General features: G+C 60.3%; 10 protein-coding genes. 7 read left to right on the top strand and 3 right to left on the bottom strand.

The annotated features are described in order from the left end of the window. Window positions 1-22: 22 nt before the first annotated feature. Window positions 23-1,441 carry a sigma 54-interacting transcriptional regulator gene (locus NH395_RS15175; RefSeq protein WP_253026049.1) on the bottom strand — a complete coding sequence of 473 codons (1,419 nt, stop codon included), beginning with the start codon at window positions 1,439-1,441 and terminating at the stop codon, window positions 23-25. 214 nt (window positions 1,442-1,655) lie between these two features. On the opposite strand from NH395_RS15175, the gene speB reads away from it, so the two are divergent. The 7 genes from speB to hpaI all read left to right on the top strand — a co-directional run bounded on the left by speB (window position 1,656) and on the right by hpaI (window position 10,201). Beyond that, a complete protein-coding gene (speB, locus tag NH395_RS15180; protein WP_253026051.1) occupies window positions 1,656-2,606 on the top strand; it encodes an agmatinase in 951 nt (316 codons plus the stop codon). A 132-nt stretch (window positions 2,607-2,738) separates the two neighbouring features. Next, window positions 2,739-4,118, top strand: a complete 1,380-nt coding sequence (locus NH395_RS15185) for a YjiH family protein (RefSeq protein WP_253026053.1) — start codon at window positions 2,739-2,741, stop codon at window positions 4,116-4,118. 10 nt (window positions 4,119-4,128) lie between these two features. Further along, window positions 4,129-5,799 (top strand): 5-guanidino-2-oxopentanoate decarboxylase, encoded by a 1,671-nt coding sequence (locus NH395_RS15190; protein WP_253026055.1) that lies wholly within the window; start codon window positions 4,129-4,131, stop codon window positions 5,797-5,799. Further along, complete coding sequence (locus tag NH395_RS15195) at window positions 5,789-7,099, top strand: cytosine permease (RefSeq protein WP_253026057.1); 1,311 nt, start codon at window positions 5,789-5,791, stop codon at window positions 7,097-7,099. Before NH395_RS15190 ends, NH395_RS15195 begins: the two co-directional genes overlap by 11 nt. Continuing rightward, window positions 7,096-7,830 (top strand): MBL fold metallo-hydrolase, encoded by a 735-nt coding sequence (locus tag NH395_RS15200; protein WP_253026059.1) that lies wholly within the window; start codon window positions 7,096-7,098, stop codon window positions 7,828-7,830. Before NH395_RS15195 ends, NH395_RS15200 begins: the two co-directional genes overlap by 4 nt. 13 nt (window positions 7,831-7,843) lie before the next feature. Continuing rightward, the gene (locus NH395_RS15205) at window positions 7,844-9,337 is read left to right on the top strand and encodes an aldehyde dehydrogenase family protein (protein ID WP_253026061.1); all 1,494 of its coding nucleotides are present in this window, start codon (window positions 7,844-7,846) and stop codon (window positions 9,335-9,337) included. Between the two features lie 96 nt (window positions 9,338-9,433). Continuing rightward, the gene (gene hpaI, locus NH395_RS15210; protein WP_253026063.1) at window positions 9,434-10,201 is read left to right on the top strand and encodes a 4-hydroxy-2-oxoheptanedioate aldolase; all 768 of its coding nucleotides are present in this window, start codon (window positions 9,434-9,436) and stop codon (window positions 10,199-10,201) included. Window positions 10,202-10,220: 19 nt separating this feature from the next. Here the strand turns inward: hpaI and NH395_RS15215 are convergent, their stop codons facing one another. Then, window positions 10,221-11,642 carry an FAD-binding oxidoreductase gene (locus NH395_RS15215; protein ID WP_253026085.1) on the bottom strand — a complete coding sequence of 474 codons (1,422 nt, stop codon included), beginning with the start codon at window positions 11,640-11,642 and terminating at the stop codon, window positions 10,221-10,223. 32 nt (window positions 11,643-11,674) lie between these two features. Further along, window positions 11,675-12,835, bottom strand: coding sequence for a fumarylacetoacetate hydrolase family protein (locus NH395_RS15220; RefSeq protein ID WP_253026065.1), 1,161 nt, complete (start codon window positions 12,833-12,835; stop codon window positions 11,675-11,677).

A 12,835-nucleotide genomic window follows, 5' to 3' on the forward strand; every position in this document is an offset into this window, starting at 1 on the left:
AGCCGTCGTGTCAAGCAGAAGATCACTTGGCGACTTTAATGCCATAACGCTGGAGCCTGCGTACCACGCTGGATTGGCTGATGCCCAGCCGTTCGGCGATGGCGTAGGTGCTGGGCAGCGTGGTGCTTAATTCTTCAAAGGTTTCCCGCTCCAGCCGCGTGAGATACTGTTTGAGGGTTTCATGGGGCTCGATGGGTGACGTCTTGGAGGAAGTTGGTGCGTTTGCCAGATTCGTGGCGGGGTGTTCCGCTTGGGGATGAACGGTCGGCGTTTCGATTTGATCGGTGGGGCTTGAAAGCCAGGCTCTTTCCAGCCAGTTCTCCAGCTCGCGGACGTTGCCGGGCCATTCACTGCCCATCAGAGTCGACCATACCTGATTGCCCAGGATTTTCTGCCGCCCATAGCGCTGGTTCAGCCGGTTCAGACAGGCCTCTACCAAGTCGGGTATATCCTCGCGGCGGTCTCGCAGCGGGGGCAGGGTGACGGGGATGACATTAAGACGGTAGTAAAGGTCCAGCCGAAAGTGCCCGGCTTCGACCTGCTTGGCCAGGTCCTGGTTGGTGGCGACGACCAAACGGAAATTCACCCGCCTTGGGCGGGTATCGCCCAAGCGGGTCAGGCTGCCATCCTGGATCACCTTGAGCAGTTTGGTCTGCATCAGTAGCGGCAGCTCGCCGATCTCATCCAGAAACAGCGTGCCGCCTTCGGCCTGCTCCAATAGGCCCGCTTTGCCCTGCCGCGCGGCGCCGCTGAAAGCGCCTGGCTGGTAGCCGAACATCTCCGACTCGAAGAGGTTCTCGGGGATGGCCGAGCAGTTGACGTCGATAAAGGGGCCGTCACAGCGCTGGCTCCAGCGGTGCAATTGTTTGGCGAAGGCGGTTTTCCCCACGCCGGACTCCCCCAGCATCAGCACATTGGCATCCGAGGGCGCCACGCGCTTGAGCAGCAGGGCAATTTCCCGCATGACGTTGCTTCTGACCTGGAGGTCATCCAGGGCGTCATCCAGCGCCTGTTCTTCGGCATCGGGGGCGGCATGGCTGCGCTTCAAGTGTTCGCTGAAGCGTTTTTGCAGCAGGGCGTATTCATCTTGCAGCAGTTGCAGGTCGGTAAGATCCCGGGAGCGGCTGATGACGCGCTCAAGTTTACCCTCCACAAAGACGGGGTAGGCTTCAGCAATGACGCGTCGGCCTGTCCCGGTGACCTGCATAAGCTGCGCAGGTTGGCGCGTGCGCATCACTTCCAGCGTAATCGACGGCTTCAGTACCCCAGCGGCCTGTAGCTGTTGAACGCTGCTGGCAAGCAGTTCCTCCCGTGATAACCCGTAAACCGCTTCGGCGCCCGGGCTGATATCCAGCACGCGGCCGTCGCCACCAACGATGAAGAAATGGTCGTTGGCTGTTTCCACGATGGTTTGCAGGACGCAGCTATCGATGTCGCTCACCAGGGGCTCCTTTGATGCGTTTCTGAATCGATAATGCATTTTTGAATCAAGCGGCCCTATTTTCAATGCATTTTTGCATCACAAGAGCTTTTTAACGGCGCTCAATGGCGGCTTAAGCGCGAGATGGAAGTTGGCACGGTACCTGCAGTATTCAGTAGTAGTGAGCAGTAGTCAGGCCGGATATGGCGCAACCAATAACAAGCTGGAGATGAGTATGTCGGACTTTAATCAGCCGCTGGGCGGCAACAGCATGCCGCGCTTTGCTGGCCCCGCGACCATGATGCGCCTGCCCACGCAGGAAACGGCTCAGGGGTTGGACGCGGCCTTTATCGGCATTCCCATGGATATTGGCACCTCGAACCGCCCCGGCACGCGGCTAGGTCCGCGCCAGATTCGCGATGAGTCGCGCATGCTGCGCCCCTATAACATGGCGACCCGCGCGGCCCCCTTCGAAAGCCTGCAGGTGGCGGACGTTGGCGATGTCCCCATCAATACGTTTCACCTGCCGAAAAGCGTCGACATCATTACCGCGTTTTACGACGAGGTGCTCAAGCATGACTGCATTCCGCTAACGCTCGGCGGCGAACATACGCTGACACTACCGGTACTGCGTTCCATTGCCAAGAAACATGGTCCGGTGGGGCTGATCCACGTCGATGCCCATGCCGATGTGAACGAGCACATGTTTGGCGAGCCGATTGCCCATGGCACGCCGTTTCGTCGTGCCCAGGAAGAGGGGCTGCTGGCCGCCAACAAGGTCGTGCAGATTGGCCTGCGGGGGACGGGGTACGCGGCGGAAGATTTCGACTGGTGTCGCGATCAGGGCTTTCGTGTCGTTCAGGCGGAGGATTGCTGGTACCGCTCGCTGGCGCCGCTGATGAAGGAAGTACGCGAGCAGATGGGCGATATCCCGGTGTACATCAGCTTTGATATCGACGCCCTGGATCCCTCGGTTGCCCCCGGTACGGGCACGGTGGAAATGGGCGGCCTGACGTCTTCCCAGGGCCTGGAAATCGTTCGTGGTGCGGCAGGCCTGAACATTGTCGGCGGCGATCTGGTGGAAGTGTCGCCACCCTACGACCCCAGCGGTAACACCGCGCTAATGGGGGCCACGTTGTTGTATGAAATGCTCTGTGTACTGCCGGGCGTGAAACGCGGCAGTTAATCAGATGATGGCATTACAAAGCGCCGGTGTAACAAGGCGCGATCCATAAATAGACAAGGTAAGAAGCGGTGCTGGCCGCCGCTTCAGAAATCGCCAGCTCACCTCCAATAAACCTTCAATACAGGTGAACCCATGTCCTCGCATGTGCAGCTAGACGAGCCAAGCGCCGATGAGCCGATCCAACGGCGTCATCTCATCAAATTCTTAATCCCCTCCTTGATCGGGGTGCTGTTGTTCTTGGTGCCCTTTCAAGTGGGCGACACCATTAACATCGGCATGGGCCTGATGGCCGATGGATTGCAAACCCTGCTGGGAACGGCCTTGCCTGCTATCGCCACGGTGGTTTTGTGCTTCTCGGTCGTGGCCACGCTTTACGCCAAACTGGTGAACCCTTCCTGGGCGAAATCGGGCGTACTGAACGAAATGTTTCACGTCGGGCCGGTATGGTTGGGTATGCGCATTCTGGGCGCGCTCTTTGCCTTGATGACGTTTTTTCAGGTAGGCCCCGAATTCGTCACCGCATCGTTTACCGGTGGGGTGATGCTCAACGACCTGGCGCCGGTGCTGCTGACCTTCTTCTTCTTTGCTGCGCTGCTGCTGCCGTTTCTGGTGGAATTCGGCTTTATGGAGTTTATCGGCAGCCTGGTGCGCAAGCCGTTCCGGGTGATCTTTAATCTGCCGGGACGCAGCGCCATCGATGCCACCGCGTCGTGGATGGGGTCGGGTACCGTCGGCGTGCTGATTACCACCCAGCAGTACGAGCAGGGCTACTATAACGGCCGCGAGGCCTCGGTGATTGCCTCCAACTTTTCGGTGGTCTCGATTGCCTTTGCGCTGCTCGTGACCAGCTTCGTGGATATCAACCACCTGTTTGTGCAGTTTTATTTCACGGTGGTGGTTTCGGGGTTAATTGCTGCGGTGATCGTGCCGCGTTTGCCGCCGCTGTCCCGCAAAGCCAATGATTACTATGAGCCGGTGGGGTGCCAGATCAGCGAAAAACCCACCGCTAAAATAGGTCTGTTGCGCTACAGCCTGCTGCAAGCCACGCGCCGTGCCGCCGGCGCGCCCGGGCCAAGGGAACTGGCGAAGCTGGCGCTGCTTAACGTCATGGATATCTTCCTCGCACTGCTGCCCCTGGTGTTTGCCATCGGCACGGTCGCGCTGATTCTGGCGGAATTTACTCCGCTGTTTACCTGGCTCTCCTACCCTATGGTCCCGGTGCTGGAGCTGTTGCGGATTCCCGAGGCAGAAGCGGCGGCACCTGCGACGCTGGTCGGCTTTGCCGATATGTTCCTGCCAGCGGTACTGGCGACCAATATCGAAAGCGAACTGACCCGTTTCGTGATTGCCTGCCTGTCGCTCACTCAGTTGATCTATATGTCGGAAATCGGCGCGCTGCTGCTCAAGTCGAAGATCCCCATCAATCTCTGGGAACTGGCGGCGATCTTCCTGCTGCGCACCGCCATTACGCTGCCGATCATTGCCTTTATGGCCCACGCGTTTTTCTTCTAAGGGGCCTGCAATGAACGTTGACGCAACCAGCAATCAATCAACCAGTCCAGCAGCCCTGACCTGCGCCGAGCTACTGATCCGTTTGCTGCGCGATACCTACGGTGTCAGCACCCTGTTCGGCATTCCCGGCGTGCACACAGTGGAGCTGTATCGCGGGCTGGAAGGCAGCGATGTGCAGCACATTACCCCGCGCCATGAACAGGGCGCAGGGTTTATGGCCGACGGCTATGCCCGGGCAAGCGGCAAGCCGGGGGTCTGCCTGATTATCACCGGGCCGGGGATGACCAATATGGCCACCGCCATGGGCCAGGCCCTGGCGGACTCCATTCCCATGCTGGTGATCTCAAGCGTGAACCGTCGCGATACCCTGGGTATGGGCCAAGGGCGGCTCCACGAGCTGCCCAGCCAGCAGCAGATGATCAGCGGTGTGGCACGCTTCAGCCATACGCTGCTGGACGCCAACACGCTGCCCGAGGTGCTGGCCCGTGCTTTTGCAATCTTCAACGGTGCGCGGCCTGGCCCGGTGCACATTGAAATCCCCATCGACCTCTTCAACGCGCCGGTAGACGCACCGTCTTCCTGGCAGGCGCCCACGCTTTACCGGGCCGCGCCCGACCCAGACGGGCTTGCCGAGGCCGCTCGGCTGTTAAAGGCGGCGAAGCAGCCCTTGGTGCTACTGGGTGGTGGTTGCGTATCGGCGCCCGAAGCAGCGCGGGCATTGGTAGAACAGCTCGATGCGCCCACGGTCACGACCATCAACGCCAAAGGTCTGTTGGGCCGTGACCACCCGCTGGATTTAGGCGCGAACGCCGCGTTGCCTGCGGTACGCGAGCTGGCGGCCAACGCCGATGTGATTCTGGCGGTGGGTACCGAACTGGGTGAGACCGACTACGACGTAGTGTTCGATGGTGGCTTTCACCTCAATGGCACGCTGATCCGTATCGATCTCGACCCTGAACAGCTGGTGCGCAACCAGCGCGTCACGCTGGGGCTGGTGGGGGACGCTGGACGTAGCCTTGAGTTGTTGCTTGGTCACTTTCCCGATTCATTGCAACGCCAGGGAACTAAACGAACCGCCTCGGCGTTAAGCGCCTTGAACCTGGTCAAGGACCCCGCCTTTAGCGATTTTGTGCCGCTTTATACAACGCTTGCCGAGCACCTGCCTGACGCCATTCTGGTGGGCGATTCCACCGCGCCGGTGTATGCCGGTAATCACCTGGTGAGCCAGCCCGCGCCACGGCGTTACTTCAACGCCTCAACCGGTTACGGCACCTTGGGCTATGGGCTACCGGCGGCGCTGGGCGCCCAGTTGGGTCGCCCCGATCTACCGGTGGTGGCCTTGGTAGGCGATGGCGGGGTGATGTTTACCCTCGCCGAGCTGGCAACGGCCGTAGAAGAGCGTCTGCCAATCGTCATCGTGCTCTGGCACAACGCAGGCTATGAAGAGATTCGTCGCTATATGGATGCCAACGGGGTTGCCCGGCTGGGCGTGGATATTCAGGCACCCAACTTCCTCACCCTGGCCGAAGGGTTCGGCTGTTCAGGTGTCATGGTGGGGAGCCCCACTGAACTTTCTCGAGCCTTGACTAAACGCGATCCCTACCGACCAGTGGTGATCGAAATAGACGCCGCAGCATGGCAAAAAAACCTGATTGAAACAGGAGATAACAATGAAAAGTAATCATGTATTGGGCCAGGATACGCTGTCGGCTGACGATGTAGAGCATAGCCTCGGGCTGCCTGGCACCTTCGCGCTGTGGCTGGGGGCTAACGTCGTCGTCACCACGATTCTAACCGGTATGTTTTTGGTGCCGGACTTGACCTTTCAGCATGCCATGTTGCTGATCGCGGTAGGCTCGGCGATCGGCATTATTCCGCTGGTTTTGATTGGGGTCATGGGGCAGCGCACGGGTATGACGACCATGGTGCTGGCGCGCGGTACCTTCGGTAGAAAAGGCGCCAACTTTCCTGCCTGGGTAAACCTGCTGGCGCTGATTGCATGGAGCTGGATCCAGGCACTCTTGGCGGGCATGAGCCTCGACTACGCGGTGGAGAGCCTGACGGGCTATTCCAATGTGGCGCTGTTTACGGTGCTGTGCGAATCCCTGGTGGTGCTTATCGCCCTTCGCGGCCATTTGGGTATCGAAAAGGTCGAGAAAATCGCAGCGCTGTTAATGGTGGGGCTATCGGCGGTGGTGCTGTTTGCGCTCAATCGCCATTACGACCTGCCAAGCATTACCCAACTGGAGCCGCAAGGCGTACTGGGCGGCGGCGTGATCTTCGATATCGTCGTGGCCACTGCTTTTTCCTGGATACCGCTCGCGGCGGACTATAATCGCCACTGCCGTACATTGAAGGCAGCGGTTGTTGGTACCTGGGGCGGCTATGTGACGGCCACCCTGATTGCCATGGGGCTTGGTGCCACTGTCTCGGCGCTATCCATCGCCGAAGGCATGGAGCAGACCTACGATCCCACGGCCCTGCTGAGCGGTTTCGGGTTTGGGCTGCCGGCGGCGCTGGTGATTTTCTTTTCGGTGCTGACGACGAACGTCATGTGTGTCTACAGCGCGACGCTTTCGTTCATGAGCGTGCGGCCCAAGGTGCCGTTCTGGAAGCCAGCGTTGATCATTGGCGTCGTGTCCGTGATCGGTGCCCTGATCCCCGGTATTCTCGATCAGTTCCAGACGTTTCTACTAATCATTGGCAGCGTCTTTATTCCCGCCTTTTCACTGATGATCGTCGACTACTTCCTGCTGGGTCGCCAGCGCTACACCTCGGCTCAGTTGATTCAACAGGCCGATAGCCTGCCTGCATTTAACTGGCTGGCGTTGGGCAGTTATGCGGTAGGGGCGCTTTTGGCCTACTACTGGAACTGGGTGGCACCGCTGGACTTTGGGGCCTCGCTACCCGTGTTTGTGATTACCGGCGCGCTTTATTACGTTGTCAGTAAAGTGGCCATCACCAGGCGAGCAACGGCATGAGCTTAACGCGCATTAACGAGCAGCAGTGGTACCGTACCGCCGCCAAGGCGGACGGTATTACCCTGATCGACGAGCCTTGGATCAAGCCGTTCTATCGCTGCAATATCTGGCATGTTCAGGGTAGCGAGCGCGGCATGGTGGTGGATTTTGGCCTGGGGGCCATACCGCTTCGCCAACATGTCGCGCTGCTTAGCCAGCGTGACCTGCTGGCGGTGGCCAGTCATACCCACTTTGACCATATTGGTGCGGCCCATGAATTTGATTGCTGCCATGTGCATGTTGCCGAGGAAGACATTCTGAATTCGCCGGATAACGCGCGCACCTTGGCAGCGCAGTTTCTCAGTGACGATATGTTCGAAGCGTTGCCGCCTGAGCCCTATTGCCACGAACGCTACCGCATTACCGCGCCGCAGATGGTGTGTCCATTAGAGGATGGCGAGATATTGGATTTGGGTAACCGCCAGTGGCAGGTGATCCACACGCCGGGGCATTCCCCCGGCGGTATCGCTTTGTGGGAAGCGGCCACCCAAACACTGATCTCGGGCGATCTGATTTACGATGGTCCGTTGATTGAAGACCTGTGGCACAGCGACCTCACCGACTATGCCGCCAGCATGCGACGGCTTAGAGAGCTGCCGGTGCGCACGGTACACGGCGGACACTTCCCCAGTTTTAGCGGCCAGCATCTCAAGCAACTTATCGATGATTGGCTTCGCCAACACGACCTTTAAAGGAGTCACCACGGTGTCTACGTCTTCAAGCGCGGAACACGCTTCGCTGCCAGATAGCCTGATTCTCGATCACCAGTTCATCAACAACCAATGGGTTGCCTCCCAAGGAACCCGCCTGCTCGACGTGATGAACCCTTACCGCGAAGAATGCATTGCCCAGGTGACCGCGGGGGATGCGGCGGATGTCGATGCTGCCGTCGACGCCGCCCAGCAGGCACAGCCCGGCTGGCAGGCGCTCGGCGGTGCCGCACGGGCGGCCTTCCTGGAAAAGTTCGCTGATGGGCTGGAAGCCCGCCGGGATTCGATCCTCACGCTTTCAGCGACCAACAACGGTAAACCGCTGGCGGAAGCGGGGATCGATCTGGACGATGCGATCGCCTGCTATCGCTACTACGCCGGGCAGGCCAGGGCGCTGGATGCCCGCCAGGGGGAGTTGGTCAGCGTGGAAATGGAGGGCGTTGAGGCGCGCTGCTACCATGACCCGGTCGGCGTAGTAGGGCTGATTGCCCCGTGGAATTTCCCGCTGGTAACCAGCGCATGGAAGCTGGCCCCCGCGTTGGCTGCGGGCTGTACCGCCGTACTCAAACCCTCGGAAGTCACGCCGCTCCCCGAGCGGGTGCAGGCAGAGATTGCCCTTGAGATCGGTCTGCCTGCGGGCGTGCTTAATATTCTCAATGGCGACGGCGAAGGCATCGGCGCGCCGCTGACCCGCCATCTCGGCGTGGATAAAATATCCTTTACAGGCAGTAATCAGGTGGGCGAGGCGGTGATGAAAGCCGCAGCCAACCGCTCTGCTAACGTATCGCTGGAGTTAGGCGGGAAATCCCCCGTTCTGGTGATGGAAGACGCCGACCCCGCTAAGGCCGCCGACTGGGTGATGGCGGGTATCTACTTCAACGCCGGGCAAATCTGTTCCGCGACCTCGCGTTTATTGGTGCACGAAGATATAGCGGAAGCACTCTACGCTGCCCTTGCCGAACGTATGGATGCGCTGACATTGGGCGACCCGCTGGCGGAAGGCACCGACTTAGGCCCGATGACCAGCGCCAAGCAGCGCGACGCGGTTCAGGGCTATCTGAACCTGGCTGAACAGGAAGGCCTGAAGGCAGTGCGCGACGGGCGGCACCGCACGCTGCCAGCGAAGGGCTACTTCCTGGCACCAACCCTCTACCGCGATGTGCCGGCGGATAGCCGCCTGTGGAAAGAAGAAATTTTTGGTCCTGTGCTCTGCGCACGTAGCGTGGCAAACGAAGCTGAAGCCATCCAACGTGCCAACGACAGCGACTACGGCCTGGCGGCCACCGTCATCAGCGGCGACCCCGAGCGCGCCAAACGCATCGGCCGCCAGCTCAAAGCCGGTAGCATCTGGTACAACAGCGAGCAGTTGGTGCTCCCCGAAACCGGCTGGGGCGGCTTCAAACGCAGCGGCATCGGCCGCGAACTCGGCCCTTGGGGGCTCAGTGCTTATCTCGAAGTGAAGCATGTGGTGGGGCCTGCGGCGGGCTAGACGTGGTCTTTACGCCTTGCATCGAATGCTATTGGGCGCTTAGCTGGGTGAAATGCGCTGGCTTAATCCGAGTAGCGACCCTCCCAAGGAGCCCATATGAAGATGCCGTCCAATGTCTTTAAGCGACAGCTACAGGCAGGCCAGCCTCAAACAGGGATCTGGCTGGGGTTGGCGAGTGCCTATGCAGCAGAAATTGCTGCGACGGCAGGCTTTGACTGGCTGCTGCTGGATGCCGAGCATACGCCCAATGAGCTGTCGAGCCTGCTTGCCCAACTGCAGGTGCTGGCGGCCTATGACAGCCATCCCGTCGTGCGCCCGCCTACTGGCGACGCGGTGTTGATCAAGCGCTATCTGGACATCGGCGTGCAGAACCTGCTGATACCCATGGTGGAAACGGCCGAGCAGGCCGCTGAGCTGGTGGCCGCTACGCGTTACCCGCCCCGTGGCATTCGCGGGGTGGGCCATGTGCTGGCGCGTGCCTCGCGCTGGGGGCAGGTGGATGATTACCTCTCCCGCGCCGATGACGAAATCTGCCTGATGCTGCAGGTGGAAAGCCCCCAGGCGCTTGCGAATCTGGAGGCGATTGCGGCAGTGGATGGTGTGGACGGCGTGTTTATTGGTCCGGCGGATTTATCGGCCTCGATGGGCTACCTTGGCAACGCCAGCCACCCGGATGTGACCGCGGCGATTAACGATGCCATCGCCAAGATACGCGCCGCAGGCAAGGCCGCGGGTATTGTGACGGTGGATGAGCAGGCCGCCCGCGGTTATCTCGCGGCGGGATGTACCTTCGTCGGGGTCGGGATCGACACGCTGCTTTACGCGGACGCCCTGCGCGGACTGGCGGAACGTTTCAGAAAATAGCGTTGGGCCAAGCTGGGGGCTACTCCCCAGCAGGCAAAATACGCCCTGGATTCATCAATCCCTTGGGGTCGAACAGGGCTTTAACGCCGTGGACCAACTCCCGCTCAAGTGGCGATAAGCGCGCCAGATAGGGCGCTTGCTTGGTGCGACCAATGCCGTGTTCGGCGCTGATGCTGCCGTGAAAGTCGTCGAGCACCTCAAACAACCGTTCCTCCAGATCGTGGAGGTGGGCTTTTTTATCGCTTTCCGCCATCGCTCTAGGCGGCAGGATATTGAAGTGCAGGTTGCCGTCGCCGACATGCCCGTAGGCAATGATCTCGCACTCGGGTGAAGCGGCCATCACCGTTTCGCTCGCCTGGGTAACGAAGTCGGGAAGTGCCGAGACGGGCACGGAAATATCGGTGCGCAGGTGCTCACCGCGCCGTCGCTGGCCTTCCAGCATACTTTCGCGGAACTGCCAAAGCTGGGCGGATTGGGTATCGCTTGATGCCAGGGCGCCATCAAGTACCCACTCCCGCTCCATGCCTGTTTCAAGCAGCTGTTCAAGCATAGCGCTTAGGTCTATCGGACCTGTGGCGGCGACTTCCATCAACACATACCAGGGATAGGCGCTTTCCAGCGGGTCGCGCAGCTCAGGTGTGGCTTCGATGGCCAACTCGATGCAGCGGCGTGGAATCAGCTCGAAGGCGGTCAGCAGGTCGCAACAGTCGCGGCGTGCCAGACCGTACAGATCGATCACCGCCTGTACCGATGGCAGGCCGAGCAGCGCGGTGCGATTCTGGGTAAGGCGTGGGGAGAGTTTAAGTACCGCGCCGGTGACGATGCCCAGCGTGCCCTCGCTGCCCAGAAACAGCTGTTGAAGGTCGTAACCGCGGTTGTCCTTATGTAGGGCGTCAAGGCCTTCCCAGACGCGGCCGTCGGGGAGGACCACTTCAAGCCCCAGCACCAGCTCGCGCATCATGCCGTAGCGCAGCACGTTAAGCCCGCCGGCATTGGTGGCGATATTCCCCCCAATCTGACAGCTACCCTGGGCGCCCAGTGATAGCGGGAAGTCGCAGTCATGTTCCGCGGCGGCAAGTTTGACGTTTTCGAGAATGCAGCCTGCGTCTACGGTGATGGTGAAGTTGACCGGGTCAATGGCGCGCACGCGATTCAAACGCTCCAGGCTGACCACCAGTTCCTGGCCATTTGCGGCGGGCAGTGCCCCGGCGACTAGGCCGCTGTGGCCACCCTGGGGCGTCATCGCAATGTCGTGTTCATAGCAGCGCCTGACCACCTCGGCGACTTGCTCGGTATTCGCCGGGCGGGCAACGGCAAGCGGTGTGCCGAGCGTGTCCCCCGCCCAATCGCTGACATAGCGCGCTATGTCGTTGGGGTGACGTAATACACCGCTGTCGCCAAGCAGTGCTTTGAGTTCGTCAAGAAAGTCGTCGTTCGTCATTGCCATCTGTCGACTCTTTGATGATAGGGATGTTAGGCCAGATGACGCATCAGTTCGCGAATGCCATAGGTCCAGGGTGGCAACTGGTCGCTTCTGCCCACCGGGTTGACCAGGGCGCCCAGGTCCGGAGTGGCGATGGTGACGCGGTCGCCAAGGTGATGGGTAAAGCCTTGACCTTCACCGCCGCGGTCCTGAATCGGCGAGAACATGGTGCCCAGAAACAGCATGAAACCATCGGGGTATTGGTGATGGTCGCCGATGGTCTGGCTGACCAGGTCCAGCGGGTCGCGGCTGATTTCGCGCATATCGCTTTCGCCCTGGAGCAGGAAGTCGTCGTCCTCACCCTCGATACGCAGCGATACCTGGCAATTGCGCACGCTGTCGATATCGAAATGGTTGTCAAACAGGCGAATGAACGGCCCCAGTGAGCAGGAGGCGTTATTATCCTTCGCCTTGCCCAGCAGCAGGGCGCTGCGGCCTTCGACGTCACGCAGGTTGACGTCGTTACCCAGGGTGGCACCGCGCACCTGGCCGCGGCTATCCACGGCCAGGACAATTTCCGGCTCGGGGTTATTCCACTGGGAGGCCGGGTGCAGGCCTACCGTCGTGCCAAAGCCCACCGAGGACAGCGGCTGCGCTTTGGTAAACACCTCGGCATCGGGTCCGATGCCGACTTCCATGTATTGCGACCAGCCGCCACGTTCCTGGAGCGCTTTTTTAAGCGACATCGCCTCCTCGGAACCTGGCTTGATCTTGGAAAGGTCCTTGCCTATGAGTGCCTGTAAGTCGCTGCGCAACTCGGCCGCCCTGGCCGAATCGCCGCCCGCCTGCTCCTCGATCACCCGTTCCAGCAGGCTGACAGCAAAGGTCACGCCGCAGGCCTTGACGGCCTGCACGTCGCAGGGGGCGAGTAGATAAGGCGCTTGCGGCGAAGACATCTGAGAGTTGGTGAGTAGCGTGTCAAGGCTACCCAGGCTTGGCCCTTCCGCTTTACGCACGACGTCCAGTAAGTCGTCACGTTCCAACAGGTCGGCCATGGTCGGGCCCAACTGGGTAATATCGATTACCTGGCTATCGCGCACCGCGACCAGTGCGGGCCCAGGGCGTGAACCTTCCTGCCATACACGGCCAACTAACAAGGCTTTGTCCAGGTCAGTCGGCAGGAGTTCGTGTGAACTTATCATGGTTTGCAT

Source organism: Halomonas sp. Mc5H-6, assembly GCF_024124705.1.
GTDB lineage: Bacteria > Pseudomonadota > Gammaproteobacteria > Pseudomonadales > Halomonadaceae > Vreelandella > Vreelandella subterranea.